The organism is Rhodoblastus acidophilus (genome assembly GCF_025961575.1).
GTDB lineage: Bacteria > Pseudomonadota > Alphaproteobacteria > Rhizobiales > Beijerinckiaceae > Rhodoblastus > Rhodoblastus acidophilus_C.
In genome coordinates this window covers 77,129-98,292 of record NZ_JAOQNX010000011.1, presented here as the reverse complement: position 1 = coordinate 98,292, position 21,164 = coordinate 77,129, and the positions used below count along the sequence as shown (strand labels likewise).

Genomic DNA, 21,164 nt, shown 5'->3' with positions numbered 1-21,164 from the left:
GCTTGCAGGCTTCGGGTGTGCTGTGATCCGGAGCTTCGCGAAATCAGCCGACAGCAAGCTGGCGCAGCACATAATGGAGAATGCCGCCGTTCCTGTAATACTCGAGTTCGTCCAGGGTCAAAATTCTGTTGTTCAACTTGACCGTTTTCACCGCGCCATCGGCATAGGTGATTTCGGCCTCCAGCTTCTGCCGAGGTTTCAGGTCGCTTAGGCCCCTAATGCAGACGATTTCATCTCCCTTCAGGCCAAGCGATTTCCAGGTGACGCCGTCCTCGAACGTCAGAGGCAGCACGCCCATCCCCACCAGGTTCGAACGGTGGATACGTTCAAAACTTTCGGCGATCACCGCGCGAACGCCGAGCAGATTCGTCCCCTTAGCGGCCCAGTCGCGCGACGACCCATTGCCATATTCGACGCCGGCGAACACGACCAGCGGCGTCTTTGACTTGGCGTATTTCATGGCGGCGTCATAGATCGGCATCACTTCGCCGCCGGGGAAGTATTTTGTGTTCCCCCCTTCCGGGACTGAACCGTTCTCATCGGCAAGCATGAAGTTCTTGATTCGGATGTTGGCGAACGTGCCGCGCATCATCACTTCATGATTGCCCCGACGTGTTCCATATTGATTGAAATCCTCCGGCTTGACCTTGTGAGCCTGAAGATATTTGCCGGCGGGCGAAGCCGCCTTGATCGACCCGGCCGGAGAAATGTGATCGGTGGTGATCTTGTCGCCGAACAGCGCAAGAATCCGCGCGCCCTCGATGTCGATCACGGGCGTGGGTTGCGCCGTGATGCCTCTGAAGTAGGGAGGATTTTGCACGTAGGTGGACTTGTTGTCCCAAGCATAGGTCTGGCTGTGGGGTGTCTTGACCCTGCGCCAGTTGACGTCGCCCTTGAACACGTCGGCGTATTTCGCCTTGAACAGTGACTTGCTGACGTTCTTGCGGACGAAATACTGGATTTCTTTCGAAGTCGGCCAGATATCACGCAGAAAGACAGGCTCACCTTTTTTCGTATGTCCGATCGGCTCCTTCGTCAGATCCTTCTGTACGGAACCGGCGAGCGCGTAAGCGACGACCAACGGCGGCGAAGCGAGATAGTTTGCCTGGACGTCGGGCGATACGCGGCCTTCAAAATTGCGGTTGCCGGAAAGCACCGCCGCCGCAACAACGCCATTGGCGTTGATGGATTTGGAAATCTCTTCCGGCAACGGACCGGAATTTCCGATGCAGGTCGTACAACCAAAGCCCACGAGGTTGAAGCCAAGCTTATCGAGCGCGTCTTGCAGTCCCGCCTTGGCGAGATAATCGCGGACCACCTGAGACCCTGGCGCAAGCGAAGTCTTAACCCAAGGCTTGACCTTCAAGCCTGCGGCGACGGCATTGCGCGCCAGCAGGCCTGCCCCGATCATCACGCTCGGGTTGGACGTATTCGTGCAAGACGTGATTGCGGCGATCACCACATCGCCATGGCCGATGTCGAACGTTGCGCCCTCAACACTGTAACGCTCTGAAATGGAGCCGATTTTCTTATATTCCGTCTCCATGGCGGCCGAAAAACCAGACGCGACCGCTTCCAGCGCGATGCGCCCTTCCGGCCGCTTGGGCCCGGCAAGCGAGGGCTTCACGGACCCGAGATCCAGCTCCAGCGTGTCGGTGAACACCGGGTCCACGGCGGCGCGCGTCCGGAACAGTCCCTGGGCGCGCGCATATTTCTCGACAAGCTGCACGCGCGCCGGTTTTCGGCCGGTCTTTTCCAGATAGTCGATGGTCTCGGAATCCACGGGGAAGAAACCGCAGGTGGCGCCGTATTCCGGGCTCATATTCGCGATGGTGGCGCGGTCCGCCAGCGACAGATTGTCGAGACCAGCTCCGAAAAACTCAACAAATTTGCCGACAACCCCTTTGTTGCGCAGCATCTGTGTGACCGTCAGCACGAGGTCGGTCGCGGTGACGCCCTCTTTCAACTTGCCGGTCAGTCTGAAGCCGATCACTTCGGGCAAGAGCATGGATTGCGGTTGACCAAGCATAGCGGCTTCCGCCTCGATACCGCCCACGCCCCAGCCGAGCACCGAGAGCCCATTGACCATGGTGGTGTGAGAATCCGTACCAACGACCGTATCGGGATAAGCGACCTCGACAGTGATGGCCTTGCCGCGGGCTGGCTGAAACCGCTCCTTTCGCGTCCAGACGGTCTGGGCGAGATATTCAATGTTCACCTGATGACAAATGCCGGTTCCCGGAGGTACGACCGAGAAATTGGAGAACGCGCCCTGTCCCCATTTCAAAAAGGTGTAGCGCTCGCCATTGCGCGCATATTCAAGCTCGACATTCTGCTTGAGCGCGCTCTTGGAGCCGAAACGGTCGACGATGACGGAATGGTCGATCACGAGATCGACGGGAACGAGCGGATTGATTTTTTCGGGATCGCCGCCGAGCGATTTGAGGCCATCGCGCATTGCGGCGAGATCGACCACCGCGGGAACGCCCGTGAAATCCTGCATCAAAACGCGCGCAGGCCGGAACGCGATTTCCTTCTCGACTGCGCCCTTGTTGTTCAGCCAGTCCGCCACGCCAAGAATGTCATCCCTCGTCACGGAGCGCCCATCCTCGTGCCGCAGCAGATTTTCGAGCAGCACCTTCATGGAATAGGGCAGTCTAGAAATGCCACTAAGCCCGTTTTTCTCCGCCGCCTTCAGAGAATAATAATGATAGGCTTTCGCGCCGACCTTGAGCGTCCTGAGGCATTTGAAACTGTCGATAGAGGCCATCGCTGCGGGTCCCGATAAAGAGGGATTGAAGCGTGAAGATTTATAGATAATTCCGCTTGAGCACGCTACACAAACCCAAATCGTGGCATTTCGGTTCAAAGCCGCTGGCGGCGCGTGCGAGACAGAGGAATTCACCGGAGTGAATCAGGCCTTTACATTGACCTCCCTGCTCGCGCGCGGCCTATGCGTCGATCGCGGCGGGCGCACCATCGTCAAGAACATCAATTTCGACCTCCGGGCAGGCGAAGCCCTCGTTGCGCTCGGTCGGAATGGCGCAGGCAAGTCGACGCTCTTGCGTGCGATAGCAGGCTTTCTGCCGCTCAGCGGCGGTCAGTTGACCCACACGGGCGGCGAGGTGGAAATTTCATTGCCCGAACTTTGCCACTACGTCGGGCACGCGGACGGTCTGAAATCGGCGCTTACGGCGGCCGAAAATCTGGCGTTTTGGGCGCACATGCTTACTCGATCGAACGACGCGTCTTCGCCAGAATTGGCTCTTCAGCGCGTTGGGCTCAAACGCCTCGCGGAGTTCCCGGTCGCTTACCTCTCCGCGGGACAGAAGCGGCGCGTCGCCTTGGCGCGGCTTTTTATGGCGCCCCGCCCTCTTTGGATTTTGGATGAACCAGCCACCGCGCTCGACGTCGCCTCGCAGCAAGTCCTTGCACAGGCTTTCGCGGAACACCGGGCTGCGGGAGGCATGATCATCGCCGCGACACACGCCCCGCTCGGTCTCATCGACGCCACCACGCTCGATCTGGGCTCCACGCCGTCCAACCTGGGAGGAAACGCCTGATGCGCTCGCCTCTCTCGGCCTTGTTCTGGCGCGAATTGCGGATCGCCCGCTCAGTTGGCGGCGGTGGCGCGATGAGCCTCGTGTTTTTCCTGATCCTCGTCAGCCTCACCCCCTTCGCCATTGGTCCCGACCTCAACCTTCTGTCGAGGATCGGTCCCGCGATTCTGTGGATCGCCGCCCTGCTTGCAACCTTGCTTGGACTGGATCGCTTGTTTCAGGTCGATGCCGACGACGGGTCGCTGGACCTGCTGCTGACCGCCTCCACGCCGCTGGAACTCATTGTTGTTGTCAAATGCGTCGCCCATTGGATTGCAACAGCGCTGCCGCTGGTCATCGCGTCACCTCTGCTGGGCTTGACGCTCGCCATGGAGCCAACGTCGCTCGCGGGGATCAGCCTGTCACTGCTCGCGGGAACTCCGGCCTTGACCATGCTCGGCGCCATCGGCGCGGCGCTCACCGCCGGTCTACGGCGCGGCGGCTTGCTGATGGCGGTCTTGATCCTACCCCTCACCACGCCCGTTTTGATTTTCGGCGTCTCCAGCGCCGCCGCCGCGACCGGCGGGACGGTGCCGTTTCACATCCCCATGCTGATCCTGAGCGGGCTATCCCTGGCCTCGCTGGCGGGCGCGCCTTTCGCCGCCGCCGCGGCGCTGCGCGCCCGTGACGCCTGAACGGAGATTGCTTTTATCGGCGCTCAAGCCTAATCAATCGCGTCATCCCCATGGGTCTGCGATGCTTAAATACGCCAATCCGACGAACTTCCTCGCACTTGCCGGGCGGCTCATCCCCTGGCTGGCCGCGGCGACCGCGCTGCTGCTGACCGCCGGGCTCTGCCTCACCTTCTTTGTCGCGCCCGACGACTACCAGCAGGGATCGTCGGTCAAGATCATGTACCTTCACGTTCCCTCGGCCTGGCTGAGCATGATGTGCTACGTCATCATGACCTCGGCCGCGCTCGGAACGATCGTCTGGCGCCATCCCCTTGCGGATGCTGCGCAAAAAGCTGCGGCCCCACTTGGCGCCGTCTTCACCCTGTTGTGCCTGGTCACGGGCTCCCTGTGGGGCAAGCCGATGTGGGGAACCTGGTGGGTCTGGGATGCGCGCCTGACCTCGGTGCTGGTGCTGTTCCTGATCTATCTCGGCCTGATCGGTCTCTGGCAGACCATTGAGGAGCCCGCGCAAGCGGCGCGAGCTGCAGCCATTCTCACCCTGGTCGGCGTCGTGAACATTCCGATCATCAAATTCTCTGTCGATTGGTGGAACACGCTCCATCAGCCGGCGTCCGTCTTCAAGCTTGGCGGTCCTGCGATCTCCGGCTCCATGCTCTGGCCATTGCTGATCATGGCGGTCGCCTTCACCTTGTTGTTCCTGACCTTGCATCTGATGGCCGTTCGGAACGAGATTCTGCGCCGCAGGCTTCGTCGACTGAGCATCGACGCGGCCCATGCCGAGGAAAAATCGGAGGCGACGGCGTGAAGGACTATTCCGGCTTCATCTTCGCGGCCTATGCTTTCGCGGCCGTCTCGATCAGTGCGATGGTCGCCAAGATCACGCTTGATTACAGGGACTTGAAACGCAAACTCGCCCGCTTCGGCGATCGCGAGAGCCAGTCATGACGGAGCAACCCGCCAAGAGAAGCTTGCTTTCGGCTCTTCCCCTGATTGGCTTCGCCGTGCTCGCAGGGCTGTTTCTCTACATGTTCGTCGCGCGCCAGGGTCGGGATCCCTCTGTTCTGCCCTCGCCGCTGATCGGACGGCCTGCTCCCACATTCGCCCTGGAAGCGTTGCCGGGCAGCGGAAAACCCGGACTTTCCGACGCTGATCTTCGCCAAGGGCACACGACCATCGTCAATCTATTCGCCTCGTGGTGCGGCCCTTGCCGCGTCGAGCATCCAAGTTTGCGTGCGCTCGCTGAAAACCCGCTGCTGAAAAACAATGGCGTTCAACTGGTTGGCGTCGCCTACAAGGACGAACCCGCCAACGCCCTCAAATTTCTCGCCAGCGAAGGCGATCCCTACGCTGCGATCGGCATGGACCTGAAGGGCCGAGCCGCGATCGACTGGGGTCTGACGGGCGTGCCGGAGACTTTTGTCGTCCGCGGCGACGGCACGATCGCGTACAAATATACCGGTCCGATCACTGAACAAGCGCTGCGCGAAAAAGTGCTGCCTGAAATCGAAAAGACGCTTCACTGACCATGTCACATGCGATCACGCCAAAGCCATTGACCGCAAAGGCCTGCGGACCCTTGAGAGGACGCGTCCGGCCGCCTGGTGACAAGAGCATTTCGCACCGGGCGTTCCTCCTCGGACTGTTGTCCGCCGGGGAAACCCAAGTCTCCGGTCTGCTCGAAGGCGAGGACGTCTTGAACACAGGTCGGGCCTGCGCCCAACTCGGCGCCAAGGTGGAGCGCGTCGGCGAAGGACGATGGACGATTCGCGGCGTCGGCCTCGGCGCGCTGCTCGAACCAAAGGGAACACTCGATTTCGGCAATGCCGGCACGGGCTCCCGCCTGATGATGGGCGTCGTCGGCGGTCACGGGATTACGGCCCGGTTCGACGGCGACGCCTCTTTGCGCAAGCGGCCGATGCGCCGGATTCTTGATCCCCTCGTCCTTATGGGCGCGGAAGTCCTGGAACAGGTTGAAGGCGGCAGGTGTCCGATCTTGCTAAAGGGAACGCCCGATCCGGCGCCGATTGAATATCGCACCCCCGTGGCTTCGGCGCAGATCAAGTCAGCCGTCCTGCTGGCCGGGTTGAATGCGCGAGGACGAACGACTGTCATCGAAGCCGAAGCCAGCCGCGATCACACCGAAAAAATGCTCGCCTATTTCGGCGCTGCGGTCACTTCCGAGCCGTTCGGCGATCACGGCCGCAAGATCACGCTCGAAGGCCGCCCGGAACTGTCGCCCAAGCCGATCGCGGTGCCGGTCGATCCGTCTTCCGCCGCATTTCTGATCGCCGCGGCCCTGCTCGTTCAGGGATCAGATGTGGTGGTCGAAGGCGTCATGATGAACCCGTTGCGCATAGGCTTCATCACAACGCTGCTCGAGATGGGCGCGAACATCGAGATTCTCGACACGCGCGAGGAAGGCGGCGAGCAAGTCGCCGACCTGCGAGTCCGTTACAGCAATTTGAAAGGTGTCGAGGTTCCCGCCGACCGGGCGCCCGCCATGATTGACGAATACATCATTTTGGCGGTGGTCGCGGCTTTCGCGACCGGCACGACGCGGATGAACGGCTTGCAGGAGCTTCGCGTCAAGGAATCTGATCGCCTGGCCGCCACAGCCGCCGGTTTGCTCGCCAACGGCGTCAAGGCGACTGTTGACGGCGACGATTTGATCGTTGAAGGCGATGTCGGCGACTGTCCGGGCGGCGGTCTGGTCGAAACCCATCTCGATCATCGGCTCGCGATGAGCTTTCTCGTCATGGGCCTGGCCTCGCAAAAGCCTGTGACCGTCGACGACGAGACCATGATCGCCACCTCTTTTCCCACATTCAAGCCGCTCATGGCGCAACTCGGCGCGGATTTCTCCTGATGATCATCGCGCTCGACGGACCCGCCGCATCCGGCAAGGGAACTCTCGCCCGCCGCCTCGCCGCACATTTTGGATTACCGCATCTCGACACGGGACTGCTGTATCGCGCCACCGCGCGAACCTTGATGGACGACGACGCGAGACTGGACGACATCGTCAAGGCGGTGAGCGCCGCGCGGGGCTTGGCGTTGATCGACTTCGATGAAGATCGTTTGCGCGGTCGCGAAATGGGCGAGGCGGCTTCGGTGGTAGCCGCCATTCCGGAGGTTCGCGCGGCCCTGGTTGACATGCAGCGCGCATTTGCGCGTCGCCCCCAGGGGGCCGTCTTGGATGGGCGTGACATCGGCACGGTGATCGCGCCGGACGCGACAGTCAAGATCTTCGTGACCGCCAGCGCTGAGGCGCGGGCTCAGCGGCGCGCCCTTGAGTTACGGGGACGCGGAGAAGCGGTCGACTACTACGCCATTCTGGACGACATCAAGAAACGAGACGCGCGCGATCGCGAACGCAGCGACGCCCCCCTCAAGCCGGCCCTTGACGCTAAGATCCTGGATACCACCGACATGAATGTCGAGGCGGCCTTGGCGGCGGCTTTGGCCATAGTCGAAGCCGCATTGCAAGGCGACGCGACGAAATAGCTGTGACCGAGGCCAAAACAGAGCAGGGCGTGAACGAACCTGGCGAGAAGCCGACTTACATTCACGCCAGCGCCGTCGCGCTGGGCGAATCCGGCGTGCTCATCCGAGGCGATTCCGGGACCGGCAAGTCCAGTCTGGCGCTCGCGTTGGTTGATGCTTGGACCATCCACGGCGGGTTCGCCAGGTTGCTCAGCGATGACCGCGTGGCGTTCGCCATTTTCCATGACAGAGCTGTGCTCAGCGCTCATCCCCGGACTGCGGGACTGGTTGAGTGGCGCGGGCTGGGATTGCTGTCGCAACCCTATGAATTCAAGGCGGTCCTCAGGCTGATCATTGATCTCGAAGATCGTTTGGCTGGCAGCGGCGGACGGCGTTTGCCGGAGCAAAGCGAGCTATGCTGTGATTTCAACGCATTGAAAAGCCTACCGCGTTTGCGGTTGTGCGCTCGCGAGACCTCGCGGTCTGCGGCGGCGATCATGGCATTTTTGCACAGTCTTTCGACAAAATGACGGCCGGCGCTCATTTTGCTTGCCAAGTCGTTGGCAAGCACCAAAATGGCCATCCTAAATTTCGGCGGTTTTCAGATCGCTGTCGGCGGAAATGCATTCTGGCGCCCGGCGCCACTTTTCTGGCTAGACGGGAACAGGACGGTTGGCATCAATGATCGGCATGGTGCTGGTGACGCATGGCCATCTGGCGACCGAGTTTCAAGCGGCGTTGGAACATGTTTGCGGTCCACAGTCGCAATTGGCGGTGATTACCATTGGTCCGGAAGACGACATGGAAACCCGTCGGCGCGATATTATCGAGGCCGTCAAGACGGTTGAGACCGGCGCTGGCGTCGTGATCCTGACGGACATGTTCGGCGGCACGCCCTCGAATCTCGCGATATCAGTGATGAACGGCGCCAAAGTCGAGGTGGTCGCGGGCGTAAATTTGCCCATGCTGATCAAGCTCGCTTCCGTGCGCTGCGAGGCGACTCTCGATCAGGCGGTGACCCAAGCCGCGGAGGCGGGACGCAAGTACATCTATATCGCCAGCAAAATATTGTGTGGGAAGTGAGCCAGTTGAGCGAGCCGGAGTCCAACCAAGGCGTGTCTCAGTCGTCGGCCGGAGCCGTCACCCGAGAACTGGAAATTATCAATCGCAAGGGTCTTCATGCCCGCGCGACCGCGAAATTCGTGCACTGCGTTGAACAGTTCGATGCGGAAGTGACGGTTTCTCGCGGCGGCGAGACCGTAGGCGGTCAGTCAATCATGGGAATACTGACCCTGGGCGCGGGTATCGGTTCGTCCATCGTAGTGTCAGCGACCGGACCGCAAGCGGGACAAGCGGTCGAAGCGCTCGCAGCCCTGGTCGCCAACAAGTTCGGCGAAGACGAATAGTCAGCTGGTGAGCGTCCTCCGCGCAGCGATCAGACCCGCGGTCGATCGATCGAGACCGACGAGATCGCCATTGGTATCCGCGACCAGCGGCGCCAAACGGTTGCAAAGCTCTTTGCCCAATTCAACCCCCCATTGATCAAAGGGGTTGATATTCCAAATCACTGACTGAACAAAAACCTTGTGTTCGTAAAGCGCGACCAAGCGTCCCAGCGTCCTGGGCGTCAGCTTGCGATAGAGGAGCGTCGACGAGGGGCGGTCGCCAGCAAACACCTTGTGTGGCGCGAGCGCGCCCACCTCGGTCTCGGACAAGCCCTGCGCCCGTAGAATCTCCTGAACCTCATGCAAAGAGCGCCCGCGCATCAGCGCCTCGCTTTGTGCGATGCAATTGGCGAACAGCAGCACGTGATGCTCGGGGTCCGCCTCGTTCGCCTCGGCCGCGACGATGAAGTCGACCGGCGTCGTCTCCGTTCCCTGATGCAGAAGCTGAAAGAAAGCGTGCTGGCCGTTGGTGCCAGGTTCGCCAAAAATGATTGGACCCGTCGCCTGAGTCACGGGATCGCCGCTCAGTTGTACCCCCTTGCCATTCGACTCCATGTCGAGTTGCTGCAGATAGGCGGGGAATCGGGCGAGCCGCTGATCATAGGGAATGACGGCTTGCGCGGGAAAGCCCCAGACGTTTCGATGCCAGACGCCGATCAGCCCCATCAGTACAGGGATATTCTCCGCGAGCGGCGCCGTCCGGAAATGTTCGTCGACGTCGAAGCCGCCGCGCAAGAAATCCTCGAAATGGGCGGGTCCGATGAGGATCGCGAGGCTGAGGCCGATCGCAGACCACATGGAATAGCGCCCGCCAACCCAGTCCCAGAATCCAAACACACGATCCGGCAAAATTCCGAATGCGGCGACCTTGTCGAGCCGCGTCGAAACCGCCGCGAAATGGTTCGCCACGGCGGCCTCGCCCAAGGCCGCGACCAGCCAGTGACGCGCGCTCTGGGCGTTCTTGAGCGTCTCCTGGGTGGTGAAGGTCTTTGAGGAGACGACGAAGAGTGTGCGGCAGGGATCGAGCTGTTTCAGCGTATCGCCGATGTCAGAGCCATCAACGTTGGAGACAAAATGCGCATTCAGACCCGGCGCGGCATAGGGCGAGAGGGCGCGCGCCGCCATCGCCGGCCCGAGGTCGGAGCCGCCAATGCCGATGTTGACGACGTCCGTGAATTTTTCGCCGGTTGCGCCGACAAAGCGCTCAGAGCGTATTGCGTCGGCAAAGGCCAGAAATTTGGCGCGCTCCGCCAGCACATCCGGCATGACATTTTTGCCGTCGACCAGGATCGCCTGACCGGAAAAGTTGCGCAGCGCCACGTGAAGCGCGGCGCGCTTTTCGGTGATATTGACCTTTTCCCCGCCGAATAGGGCGTCGCGGCGCTTCTCAAGCTGACAGATGCGCGCGAGGTCAAAGAGATGATGGAGTGTCGCTTTCGTCAGACGGTTTTTTGAATAATCATAGAGGAGGTCGTCTAGACCTGCCGAGAAATCCTGAAATCGCCGGGGGTCCTCGGCGAACAAATCAATGGTGCGCTTTTTGGCGACCTCGACGCGGTGCGCTTCGAGAACAGCGAGAGCGGCGGCGGCTTGCGGGCGATTCATTTCAGCCTCTGAATTGGCGTTCGACGAGAAAGCTTACCCGTCTCAGCCCAAAAACAATAGGGTGGCTTGCCAGTGACGCGCTTTTCCTTAACTAGAGACCATGGCTCCTCCTCTCCTAACATTACAAGACGTCGCTCTTACGCTTGGCGGCAAGCCCCTGATCGACGCCGCCGACCTCTCGGTCGAGCGCGGTGACCGCATTTGTCTGGTCGGGCGAAACGGTTCGGGCAAATCGACGCTCTTGAAAATCGCTGCGGGCGAAATCGAGCCTGATCGAGGGACGCGTTTCCTCCAGCCGGATGCTTCGGTGCGCTACCTGCCTCAGGAACCGAATCTGTCGGGATTCCCCGACGTGTATTCCTTTGTCGCCGCCGGGCTGGGTCCGAGCGACGCTGATTATCGCGCCCACTACCTGTTGGATGCGCTGGGTTTGACGGGAACTGAAAACCCAGGGACGCTCTCCGGCGGCGAAGCGCGGCGGGCGGCGCTGGCGCGCGCCCTGGCCCCCGAACCGGACATTCTGCTGCTGGACGAACCGACCAACCACCTGGATCTTCCGGCGATCGAATGGCTGGAGAGCGAACTCGGGCAGTTGCGTTCCGCATTGGTCCTGATCAGCCACGATCGGCGCTTTCTACAAAACCTTTCACGAAAAACTGTCTGGCTCGACCGTGGCGCGACGCGGCGGCTCGAGCGCGGCTTCGCAGAATTCGAGGCATGGCGAGACTCCTTGCTCGAACAGGAAGAGCGCGATGCGCAAAAGCTCGACCGCAAGATTGTCGCTGAAGAGCATTGGGTTCGTTACGGCGTCACCGCTCGTCGCAAGCGCAATGTGAGAAGAATGGCCGAATTGGGAGCGCTACGCGAGGCGAGGCAGAGCGCCAAACGCGCGATCGGCGACGTCAAGATTTCGGTCGCTGAGGGCCTGGTGTCCGGAAAGCTGGTGGTCGAGGCGGAGAAAATAGGCAAGGCGTTCGACGCTCGACCCATCGTCAAGAATCTGTCGTTAAGAATTTTACGGGGAGACCGCCTTGCGCTGGTCGGCCCCAACGGGGCAGGCAAGACCACGCTGATCAACATGCTCACCGGCGTCGAGCCTCCGGATTCGGGCTCCGTTCGACTCGGCTCCAATTTGCAGATGGCGAGCCTCGACCAGCGCCGCGCGGCGCTCGATCCCGACGCCACGTTAGCGGACACGCTCACGGGCGGCGGCTCCGATTGGGTGGAGATCAATGGCGAGCGGAAACATGTCATCGGCTACATGAAAGATTTCTTGTTCCCGCCCGAACAGGCGCGCACGCCGACCAAGAACCTTTCTGGCGGCGAACGCGCTCGGCTGCTTCTGGCGCGCGCGCTTGCGCAACCCTCGAATTTCCTTGTCCTGGACGAGCCGACCAACGACCTCGACTTGGAGACGCTTGATCTTCTTCAGGAAACACTCAGCGATTATCCCGGCACGCTTCTCTTGGTGAGCCACGATCGCGACTTTCTCGATCGCATCGCCGGGACCGTCCTCGCCAGCGAGGGCGACGGCCTGTGGATCGAATATGCGGGCGGCTATTCTGACATGTTGCGCCAACGCGGCGCTTCGGCAGCGGAGCCGCGAACACCACCAGCGTCGGCCAAAAAGGCGCAAAAGATCGAGCAACCGCGGAACACCGCGAGCAAGCGTCGTTTATCCTTCAGCGAAAAACATGCGTTGGAGACGCTTCCCGCGCACATGGAGCAGCTGCGCGCAAAACTGGCGAAGCTGCACGAAATTCTTGACGACCACGGGCTTTACGCACGTGATCCCAAGCGATTCGCCGAAGCGACGGCGCTCCTCGCCAAAGTTGAGTCGGAACTCGTGGCTTCAGAAGATCGATGGCTCGAACTGGAAATATTGCGTGAAACCTTAGAGCCATAATTTCAACGCGCCGGGCCCGGTTCTCAAGCCCGCATATTCCAGGACCGCCGCGACGCTCAAGACGCAGATTGGCTTGGAGCGGTTGGCCGCTCCGTCTGGAAATCTCCCCGTGTTGCGAGAACAAGCGCAACGAGTCCCAGGGCGAGCGCTGTTATCCACCAAAGCTGCAGTGTCGCTCCACCCAGAAAGCCCAGGGTCGCCACGAAGGTCAAGGCGCCTATCCAATAAGGCGCTGTGTTCGCGGTCTGAACAGCCGCGAGCCTGTAGGCCAGGAATAACAAAGCCGCGCTGGACAGAGCGCCGAGAACGCCTAGGTCGGTCCAAATCTCGAAAAGCAAGCTCTTCGGCGTCTCCGCTCCAAGGTATCCATGAACATAACCGGAGGCCACATAGTTGAATCCGTGACCCGTCAGCAACCGGACACCATCGGTAAAGATGATGCCGTTCCAGACCTTCAGCCACGAAAACCCGTTGAAGGCTCCGACCAGCGGAGCAATCAGCAAGGGAGCTAACGGCGCTAAAATGAATGCGGCCGCGCCGACACGACCGATCCAAAGACTTGTTTTCAAAGTGTCCCGGCGCGATAGCAGAAACGCCAACGCCGCCGCGGCCGTAGCGACCAGCGCGCTGGTCGAGTGAACGGAAAGCGAGGCGATGACCGCGATGATGGCCAAGCTTGCCGCCAGTTTGATGCGACCGCGCAGGAAGGCCGCCATTACGGCCGGCCACAAGAGCAGCAGCACGAAAGTCATGGCATCCAGCAACGTCCGCATCGTCGCCGGATCAAGCATTTTCGTTGACAGACTTGCACTCAGGACGCTCGCGCCAACGGATGCGACGGCGACGCCGATCGGTAGCACATAGAGATTCGCCGCGCGGCTTCGCGCGGGAAGCACGTGAGCAACGGGGAGGACGCACAAGAATGTTGAAACGATCTTCAACAGGCGTGGCGTCGCCTCACCGGGAAATGGCGTCCATAGCAGCGACGTTGACGCCCAAACCGTGAGGAACATGCATACGATGCCCACCGGCGAGATCAGAAACGCGAATGCCGCCTTCATCCGCATGCGCTCCGCCAGCAATGGGCCCGCAGCCAGCACGAGTGCGAGCGCGACTGAACTCAACACGAAAATAGCGCGCTGAGAAACGAGGAGCACAACAGGAGTTATGATAAAAGCCAGGATCAGGCTGAGCCGCACCAGGAGGTGAGCGACATTCGCCGAAGTTTGATCAGTATTAATTGCAAGCTTGGCCACGAGGTCATCACGGGACGGAAGGATCCTGTCGCTACATTAGACAAATGGACCGCCCGCCGCTGTGGCCATTGGGAGACAGTCGGGGAAAAAGGCGCTGCATGACCAGGGAGCGCGCAGAAACAGCGCCTTCGCCGCAACAAAACGGAACGACGCTGGCGCTTGCCGTCGTTGGGCTAGGGTGCTACGCCAGCGACGCTGTTCAGGATCACACATGACCATCCGCTTGCATAAGGGCGATTTGCCGGCGACTTTTTCGTCCGGCTCGTCGATCGCCATTGATACCGAAACACTCGGGCTCAATCTTCATCGTGATCGCCTCTGTCTAGTGCAGATCTCAACTGGAGATGGCGCTGCAGACCTGGTGCAAATTCAACAAGGACAGAAGCAGGCGCCAAATCTGGTCAAAATTCTCACTGACCCTGCAGTAACAAAGATATTTCACTTCGCACGGTTCGACCTCGCGAAACTGCAAGAGGCCTTTGGCGTGCGGGTTGCGAACGTCTATTGCACGAAAATTGCGTCAAAACTCATACGAACCTATACGGATCGTCATGGCCTCAAAGATCTCGTGCGTGAATTGTTAGGCGTCGATATATCCAAGCAACAACAATCATCGGATTGGGGCGCAAGCGATTTGAGCGAGGCGCAATTGGCCTATGCGGCTTCGGACGTTTTGCATTTGCACGCGTTGCGCAGCAGGCTCGACCTTATGCTGGCGCGCGAAAATCGCTTGGACCTTGCACGTGAATGTTTCGCTTTTCTGCCGGCTCGCGCCGAACTCGATCTGATGGGCTGGCCTGATATGGATATTTTTGCCCACAGCTGAGATCACGCGGCGTCATCGCCATAATTCAGCCAAGGTCAACCGCCCAGGCTTCAGGACGTGTGGCGCGCTCGGCAGGGCTCAGCCATAAATCGTTTCGCATTCTTGAAGGCCGATCTATGCAAAGCGAGCAGTCGGAGCAATTCGGTGATGGACTGCCGCGGGCGCCCGCGAGACGGCAGCACGCGTTTGAGTCCGCCGCGCGCCACTCCAGGCGTGTGAAGCTCATCCGCCGAGCCATCGTCAGCTCCGCTGTGTTGCTGGCTGGACTCCTGTTTCTGTTTTCTTATTTGCGACCGGCGGAGATACCCGGCGCACATCTTCAACTCGATCGTCTTGGCATTTCCAACGATAAGATCACCATGGAGAATCCCAAGATGACTGGGGTCAGGCGAGATGGTCGCCCTTTCGAGGTCACAGCGCGTTCTGGGGTGCAAAACCCCCGCGATCCCAGCCGAATGGAGCTTAACGAACTCGACGCAAAGATGCGATTGTCTGAAGAAGGCGACACCAGAATCGTCGGCGATCGCGGCTCCTATGATTCCAACGCCCAGACTTTATTGCTTTCCGGTCATGTCCGAATTACAAGCGGCGCCTACAAACTCACCATGAATCAGGCCTTGATGAATTTCAAGACCAATGCAATGAACTCAACTGAACCCGTGCTTTTGACTTTCAATGATGGTTGGATCAGCGCCAATTCACTGACAATGAGCGATAACGGGATACAACTTTCTTTCGTCGGTAATGTCCAATCAACGTTCCGACAAGTCGACTCGGATAGCGATCCCGCACGCCAACCTTAAGGGGACTCGTCCTTGAACTGTTCACGAAAACCCTTGAAGGCCGCCATTGCGTATCTCGTTTTGACGACCTCGGCCTTTGCTCAAGCCCCGCAAGGCGCTTCGTTGCTGCCCGGGTCGAACAGCAAAGAGCCGATCAACATTGCGGCCGACAAGTTGGACTACTTCGACAAAGAACAAAAGGCGGTGTATTCAGGAAACGTGGTCGTGGTTCAAGGAGAGACGCGCATGAATGCGTCGGTTCTTACGATCATGTTTGATCGAAAGGCCGATGGCGGAAAAAAAACCGGACAGAATTCCGCCAATTCCCAATTGAAATGGATGAAAGGTGCCGGTCCGATCACAATTGTAAATAAAGATCAAATCGGGGTCGGAGATTCTCTTGAATACGACAAGGTGAAGAACAAATTTTCCCTCGTCGGAAACGTTACCTTGTCGCAAGGAGAAAATGTGACAAAGGGTGATGAACTCGTCTATGATTTACAGACTGGCCAGGCCGTCGTTTCCTCGCGCGGACGTGTGAAAAGCCGAATTGTGCCGGGCGACAAGCCGGGGCAACCAGGTGCTGCGCCCCAAAAGCCGACCGCCGGCCAGTGAGACCGACGCCATGCTGAACGTTCATCATTTGGGGAAGGCTTACAAGTCTCGCCGCGTTGTGGAAGACGTCAGCCTCAACGTGCGACGCGGGGAGGCTGTGGGCCTGCTCGGTCCCAACGGAGCGGGCAAGACGACCGTCTTTTACATGATCACTGGCTTGGTGAAGCCGGATAAGGGCATGATCGAGCTTGACGGGCACGATGTTACGGGACTGCCCATGTACAGGCGAGCCCGGCTCGGCATCGGCTATCTGCCTCAGGAAGCCTCGATCTTCCGCGGCTTGACTGTTGAAGAGAATATCCGCGCTGTGCTTGAAATTGCGGAATCCGATCGCGAGAAGCGCGCGCAACAGTTGGAAGCCTTACTCGAAGAGTTTGACATCAAACGCCTCCGCAAGTCGCCGTCGATCGCATTGTCGGGCGGCGAGCGACGACGCTGCGAGATCGCGCGCGCATTGGCGAGCAATCCTTCGTTCATGCTTCTTGACGAACCCTTTGCGGGCATTGATCCGATAGCGGTCGGCGACATTCAGGACTTGGTCCACCACCTGAAGGGACGCGGCATTGGCGTTCTGATCACGGATCATAACGTTCGTGAAACCCTGGGTTTGATCGATCGCGCCTATATCATTCATTCCGGGCACGTGTTGACCGAAGGCGGACCCGACGAGATCGTGGCCAATCCGGACGTGCGTCGGCATTATCTTGGTGAAGGATTCCGCATGTGATTGGCTTCGATTCGTAGGCCAAACCACTAAGATTTTATTGAATCCTGCGGTAGTTAACGCTGTTGTGCAACTCGGCCTTCGCGGCAATTTTTTTCTTGGCTGAACCCGTCAAAAGGGTGTACGCAAGAAACGGGCCGTTTTATCGATCGGGTTCGTGAGTCTCAATGGCTTTATCCGCCAAAATGCTGCTCCGGCAGGGCCAATCGCTGGTGATGACGCCGCAGCTGCTGCAGGCGATCAAACTCCTTCAATATTCGAGCGTCGAACTGGCCGCCTTTGTCGAGGAAGAGCTCGAGCGTAATCCGCTACTTGAGCGCGTCGAAGACGCGCGGGACCAGCCAACCACGGGCATAGACGCCTTAGCGGAATCCCAGGAGAGAGAGGCGCAGTCGGACTTTCTGTCCGGCGAACCGCAAGAGGCCGATTGGAGCAGCGATCAGTTGCCGGTCTCTGGCCAAGCCTTGGCGGATAGCCTCGGAACAGATGTTGAAAATGCATTCGACGCAGACCGTGAATTATCCCCCGCTGCGGACCAGGCAAGGCTTGAATCGCTGGGCATATCGGAAACGGCCTGGTCCGGAACGACGGGAGGCGGAGAGGGTTCAGGGGAGAGCGGGAATTTAGAAGCGTACATTGCGGAAGAGACGACGCTGGCGACTCATCTCGCTCGACAACTTGCGATCGCGACGGCTGACCCTGTGCAACGCATGATTGGCATGGCGATCATCGATGCTCTAGATGAAGCAGGCTACCTTCGCGAAAGAGTGGAGGACATCGCCGATCGCCTCGGCGCTGCGAGCGAAACAGTGGAGAACGCCCTCTCGCTCGTACAAAGTTTTGAGCCCACGGGCATTGCCGCGCGCGATCTCGCGGAATGTTTGGCCCTGCAACTTCGTGAGCTCGACCGATTCGACCCCGCCATGCAAGCGATGATCGCAAATCTTCATCTAGTGGCGAAGCGCGATTTGGTGGCTCTGAAAAAAACTTGCGGCGTGGACGATGAGGACGTCATCGACATGCTGGCGGAAATCAGACGACTCGATCCTAAGCCGGGTCGGGCCTTCGGATCGACGGCTTCGGCGCTCGTGATACCCGACGTCATCGTCAAGGCTGCCCGAGACGGCTCCTGGATCATAGAATTAAACTCTGAAGCCCTGCCGCGCGTGTTGGTCAACCAAACTTATGCGGCGCGCGTGTCGCGTTCAAGCAATGGTGAAGACGACAAGAATTTCATTTCACAATGCTTGCAGACAGCAAACTGGCTCACGAAAAGCCTCGAACAACGCGCGCGCACGATTCTAAAGGTCGCGGCCGAAATCGTACGTCGTCAGGACGCCTTTCTCTCTCAGGGAGTAGAATATCTGCGTCCTCTCAATCTCAAGAACATCGCGGACGCCGTCAGCTTGCACGAGTCGACCGTTTCCCGAGTCACCTCCAACAAATACATGAGCACGCCGAGGGGAATGTTTGAGCTCAAATATTTCTTCACCGCTTCAATTTCGGCCCATGGCGGGGGCGACGCTTATTCCGCGGAAGCCGTTCGCTTTAAAATAAAACAGATGATTGATGCTGAAGCGCCTAGCGCCGTGCTGTCCGACGACGCGATTGTGGAGAAATTGCGCGAGCACAACATTGACATCGCGCGCCGCACAGTCGCCAAATATCGAGAAAGCTTGAAAATTCCTTCGTCAGTCGAGCGGAGACGTGAAAAGCAAGGGCAAGGCGCTCGCTGCAACTGACGTCGAGCCTTATTCATTTCAAGTCGAGCCCTTTTTGAAGAAGGCAGCGGCGACATCAAGTGATGCCTTTTTCCGATGTATCTCGGCATCAATCCGTTCAATTTCGGCTCGTAAAAAGGCGACCCGGCGTGCAAGCTCTTCGAGCGAGAAGGCATCGAGGGGCTCGCCAATGGCGTGTTGAACGCTGACTGAATTCCTCGCAGCGAAGAAATCATCTTCATCTCTCGCCATCCAGAACCTCCCGACAAGTGAGCGCGCGTAATCGCCAACACCTTGCAAGCTTCTTTTTGAACATGGGCGCGCCCACCGTCCATACGAAGCAGCGCTAAATTCCTGAATCCGGGAAAAGACCGGCTTCAGACGATTGCTGCGAGGGAACGGCAAGGCCGAGATGCTTGAATGCCTGAGGCGTGAGCACACGACCTCGCGGTGTCCGGTTCAGAAATCCCTGTTGCAGCAGGTAAGGCTCAATAATGTCTTCGATCGCGTCCCGCGGTTCCGAAAGAGCTGCTGCGATTGTTTCAATGCCCACGGGACCGCCACCAAAATTCACAGCAACCATGTCGAGGTATCGACGGTCCATCTGATCCAGACCCATTGAGTCGACATCTAAGAGTTTCAAGGCCCTGTCAGCGACTTCGCGGGTCACCTCGAGGTCGCCATCTACCAGGGCGAAATCGCGCACCCTGCGCAGCAGCCTTCCGGCGATGCGCGGTGTCCCGCGGGAACGGCGAGCGATCTCATTGGCGCCATCAGAACTCATCGGGCAATTCATCACCCGGGCTCCGCGCGCCACAATGCTCTGCAATTCCTCAACGGTGTAGAAATTCATACGCACGGGTATGCCGAATCGATCCCGCAACGGAGTCGTCAGCAAGCCGGCGCGCGTTGTGGCGCCGACCAGCGTGAACCGCGCCAAATCAATCTTCACCGATCGCGCTGCCGGACCCTCGCCAATGATTAGGTCGAGCTGAAAATCCTCCATCGCGGGATAAAGAATTTCCTCAACGGAAGGATTGAGGCGGTGAATTTCGTCAATAAACAAAACATCGCGCTCTTCGAGATTGGTCAGCTGCGCGGCCAAGTCCCCCGCCTTGGCGATGACCGGACCAGATGTCGATCGGAAGTTCACGCCGAGCTCGCGGGCCACAATCTGCGCCAAAGTTGTCTTGCCAAGCCCTGGAGGGCCAACGAACAAGACGTGATCCAGAGCGTCGTTGCGGGCCTTGGCGGCCTCAATGAAAACCTTGAGATTTTTCCGCGCCGCTTCCTGACCCGTAAAATCGGCAAGGTTCAGCGGTCGGATCGACGCCTCGAGGTCGTCCTGGCGCTTGTCGGGCGACACCATCCGCGGCGGGGTCACTGCGCCAGCTCCCTAAGCCCGCGCCGAATCAGGGCGCTCGTCTCGGCGTCTTCACCGAGCGCCCGAAGGCTTGCGGCGATCGCGGCGGCGGCCTGCGGGCGCGCGTAACCCAGATTGATCAGCGCCGATGTTGCTTCCGCCGCGGCGCTGTTCTCTCCTGGCAGCGAGTCGCCGGCAAGCGCCGCGGCTTGCGGAGAAACCGCACCAAAATCACCAGCCTTGTCCTTCAACTCCGCAACGATGCGCGCAGCAAGCTTTGGGCCGACACCCGGCGCGCGAGAAATCGCCGCCTTATCTTGCAAGGAGATGGCCGACGTGAGCTCAGAGGGGGGCAGAATGGAGAGAATCGCCAGTGCGACCTTGGAGCCGACGCCCTGAACGTTCTGAAGCAACCTGAACCAGTCTCGCTCTCCATCCGAAAGGAAGCCGAACAGCCTTATGGAATCCTCACGGACCTGAGTTTCGATCGCGAGGACCGCAGCCTCGCCCGGACCCGGCAATTTCTGCAATGTCCGACTGGAGCAGGCGATAACATAGCCCACACCGTGCACGTCGAGGATCAAGTGATCCTCGTACAATGAGTCCACCACGCCCTTCAGTTTTCCAATCATCCTCGCCGCCCGATTCGGCCGCAGTTTACCTTATTTGCGTGCACGCGGCGCTTCCGTTCATTTGCTCAAAAGCATTGCCTCGCGTTTTCGGGCGCCGCGATGCTGAGCGTGGCATATCGCCACCGCGAGCGCATCCGCAGCGTCGTTGGTCCGCGCGTCGCTACGCGGTAGCAGCACTTTGACCATCATGGCGATTTGCGCTTTTGCGGCGTGACCCGCCCCAACCACGGTCTTTTTGACGAGATTAGCGGAATATTCAGAGACCTCGACTCCGGCGAGCGCCGGCACAACCAGAGCCACTCCGCGCGCGTGGCCGAGTTTCAAGGCTGATTGCGGATCACGATTGACAAAGGTCTCCTCAACGGCCGCCTCGTCCGGCTCATGAGCGGCCACGACGGCTGCAAGCGCTTCGTGCAACGCCCTCAATCGCAGCGCCAGATCTCCGTCGGCGGGCGGGTGGATCGCTCCTGAGGCGACGTAAGCGAGCCGCGCGCCTTCTGCCTCGATCACGCCCCAACCTGTGTGACGCAGTCCCGGGTCGATGCCAAGGATGCGGACGGCGCCCAGCATTT

General features: G+C 59.6%; 22 protein-coding genes and 1 pseudogene. 16 read left to right on the top strand and 7 right to left on the bottom strand.

Annotated features, from left to right (window positions below; genetic code table 11):
- Positions 1-43 precede the first annotated feature (43 nt).
- Positions 44-2,770 carry an aconitate hydratase AcnA gene (gene acnA, locus M2320_RS09970; RefSeq protein WP_264597138.1) on the bottom strand — a complete coding sequence of 909 codons (2,727 nt, stop codon included), beginning with the start codon at positions 2,768-2,770 and terminating at the stop codon, positions 44-46.
- 139 nt (positions 2,771-2,909) lie between these two features.
- On the opposite strand from acnA, the gene ccmA reads away from it, so the two are divergent.
- The 10 genes from ccmA (at position 2,910) to M2320_RS09920 (ending at position 9,123) form a co-directional block, all read left to right on the top strand.
- Positions 2,910-3,563 carry a heme ABC exporter ATP-binding protein CcmA gene (ccmA, locus tag M2320_RS09965; protein WP_264597137.1) on the top strand — a complete coding sequence of 218 codons (654 nt, stop codon included), beginning with the start codon at positions 2,910-2,912 and terminating at the stop codon, positions 3,561-3,563.
- Entirely contained in the window at positions 3,563-4,234 is a 672-nt protein-coding gene (ccmB, locus tag M2320_RS09960; protein ID WP_264597136.1) for a heme exporter protein CcmB, read from the top strand. Before ccmA ends, ccmB begins: the two co-directional genes overlap by 1 nt.
- Positions 4,235-4,295: 61 nt before the next feature.
- Complete coding sequence (locus tag M2320_RS09955; protein WP_264597135.1) at positions 4,296-5,039, top strand: heme ABC transporter permease; 744 nt, start codon at positions 4,296-4,298, stop codon at positions 5,037-5,039.
- Positions 5,036-5,179: a heme exporter protein CcmD gene (gene ccmD / locus M2320_RS09950; protein WP_264597134.1), complete on the top strand. Its 144-nt coding sequence runs from the start codon at positions 5,036-5,038 to the stop codon at positions 5,177-5,179. Before M2320_RS09955 ends, ccmD begins: the two co-directional genes overlap by 4 nt.
- Positions 5,176-5,757: a DsbE family thiol:disulfide interchange protein gene (locus tag M2320_RS09945; RefSeq protein WP_264597133.1), complete on the top strand. Its 582-nt coding sequence runs from the start codon at positions 5,176-5,178 to the stop codon at positions 5,755-5,757. The genes ccmD and M2320_RS09945 overlap by 4 nt, the downstream gene beginning before the upstream one ends.
- 2 nt (positions 5,758-5,759) lie before the next feature.
- Positions 5,760-7,100: a 3-phosphoshikimate 1-carboxyvinyltransferase gene (aroA, locus tag M2320_RS09940; protein ID WP_264597132.1), complete on the top strand. Its 1,341-nt coding sequence runs from the start codon at positions 5,760-5,762 to the stop codon at positions 7,098-7,100.
- Entirely contained in the window at positions 7,100-7,738 is a 639-nt protein-coding gene (cmk, locus tag M2320_RS09935) for a (d)CMP kinase (RefSeq protein ID WP_264597131.1), read from the top strand. Before aroA ends, cmk begins: the two co-directional genes overlap by 1 nt.
- Positions 7,739-7,740: 2 nt before the next feature.
- Complete coding sequence (locus M2320_RS09930; RefSeq protein WP_264597130.1) at positions 7,741-8,247, top strand: HPr kinase/phosphorylase; 507 nt, start codon at positions 7,741-7,743, stop codon at positions 8,245-8,247.
- A gap of 151 nt (positions 8,248-8,398) precedes the next feature.
- Positions 8,399-8,800 carry a PTS sugar transporter subunit IIA gene (locus M2320_RS09925; protein ID WP_184429788.1) on the top strand — a complete coding sequence of 134 codons (402 nt, stop codon included), beginning with the start codon at positions 8,399-8,401 and terminating at the stop codon, positions 8,798-8,800.
- 5 nt (positions 8,801-8,805) lie between these two features.
- Complete coding sequence (locus M2320_RS09920) at positions 8,806-9,123, top strand: HPr family phosphocarrier protein (RefSeq protein ID WP_264597129.1); 318 nt, start codon at positions 8,806-8,808, stop codon at positions 9,121-9,123.
- On the opposite strand, the gene pgi is transcribed toward M2320_RS09920, so the two are convergent.
- Positions 9,124-10,767: a glucose-6-phosphate isomerase gene (gene pgi, locus M2320_RS09915; RefSeq protein WP_264597128.1), complete on the bottom strand. Its 1,644-nt coding sequence runs from the start codon at positions 10,765-10,767 to the stop codon at positions 9,124-9,126.
- 100 nt (positions 10,768-10,867) lie between these two features.
- Here pgi and M2320_RS09910 point away from each other — a divergent pair, with 100 nt between their 5' ends.
- Positions 10,868-12,673: an ABC-F family ATP-binding cassette domain-containing protein gene (locus tag M2320_RS09910; protein ID WP_264597127.1), complete on the top strand. Its 1,806-nt coding sequence runs from the start codon at positions 10,868-10,870 to the stop codon at positions 12,671-12,673.
- A 56-nt stretch (positions 12,674-12,729) separates the two neighbouring features.
- On the opposite strand, the gene M2320_RS09905 is transcribed toward M2320_RS09910, so the two are convergent.
- Positions 12,730-13,929, bottom strand: a complete 1,200-nt coding sequence (locus M2320_RS09905; protein WP_264597126.1) for a hypothetical protein — start codon at positions 13,927-13,929, stop codon at positions 12,730-12,732.
- A 211-nt stretch (positions 13,930-14,140) separates the two neighbouring features.
- On the opposite strand from M2320_RS09905, the gene M2320_RS09900 reads away from it, so the two are divergent.
- The 5 genes and pseudogenes from M2320_RS09900 to rpoN all read left to right on the top strand — a co-directional run bounded on the left by M2320_RS09900 (position 14,141) and on the right by rpoN (position 18,618).
- Positions 14,141-14,755, top strand: a complete 615-nt coding sequence (locus M2320_RS09900; RefSeq protein ID WP_264597125.1) for a ribonuclease D — start codon at positions 14,141-14,143, stop codon at positions 14,753-14,755.
- A gap of 116 nt (positions 14,756-14,871) precedes the next feature.
- Positions 14,872-15,558, top strand: a complete 687-nt coding sequence (gene lptC / locus M2320_RS09895; RefSeq protein ID WP_264597124.1) for an LPS export ABC transporter periplasmic protein LptC — start codon at positions 14,872-14,874, stop codon at positions 15,556-15,558.
- A gap of 33 nt (positions 15,559-15,591) precedes the next feature.
- Complete coding sequence (gene lptA, locus M2320_RS09890) at positions 15,592-16,152, top strand: lipopolysaccharide transport periplasmic protein LptA (RefSeq protein ID WP_264597123.1); 561 nt, start codon at positions 15,592-15,594, stop codon at positions 16,150-16,152.
- A 19-nt stretch (positions 16,153-16,171) separates the two neighbouring features.
- Positions 16,172-16,879 (top strand): annotated as a pseudogene (gene lptB / locus M2320_RS09885) (LPS export ABC transporter ATP-binding protein); the annotation flags it as partial.
- 164 nt (positions 16,880-17,043) lie between these two features.
- Complete coding sequence (rpoN, locus tag M2320_RS09880; RefSeq protein WP_264597122.1) at positions 17,044-18,618, top strand: RNA polymerase factor sigma-54; 1,575 nt, start codon at positions 17,044-17,046, stop codon at positions 18,616-18,618.
- Positions 18,619-18,636: 18 nt separating this feature from the next.
- Here the strand turns inward: rpoN and M2320_RS09875 are convergent, their stop codons facing one another.
- From M2320_RS09875 to ruvC, 4 genes are all read right to left on the bottom strand, one after another.
- On the bottom strand, positions 18,637-18,849 hold the full coding sequence (locus tag M2320_RS09875) for a DUF1192 domain-containing protein (protein ID WP_264597121.1): 213 nt from the start codon (positions 18,847-18,849) through the stop codon (positions 18,637-18,639).
- Between the two features lie 94 nt (positions 18,850-18,943).
- Positions 18,944-19,966 (bottom strand): Holliday junction branch migration DNA helicase RuvB, encoded by a 1,023-nt coding sequence (gene ruvB, locus M2320_RS09870; RefSeq protein WP_264597183.1) that lies wholly within the window; start codon positions 19,964-19,966, stop codon positions 18,944-18,946.
- 11 nt (positions 19,967-19,977) lie between these two features.
- Complete coding sequence (gene ruvA, locus M2320_RS09865) at positions 19,978-20,592, bottom strand: Holliday junction branch migration protein RuvA (protein WP_264597120.1); 615 nt, start codon at positions 20,590-20,592, stop codon at positions 19,978-19,980.
- A 57-nt stretch (positions 20,593-20,649) separates the two neighbouring features.
- Positions 20,650-21,162 (bottom strand): crossover junction endodeoxyribonuclease RuvC, encoded by a 513-nt coding sequence (gene ruvC / locus M2320_RS09860; protein ID WP_264597119.1) that lies wholly within the window; start codon positions 21,160-21,162, stop codon positions 20,650-20,652.
- Positions 21,163-21,164 lie beyond the last annotated feature (2 nt).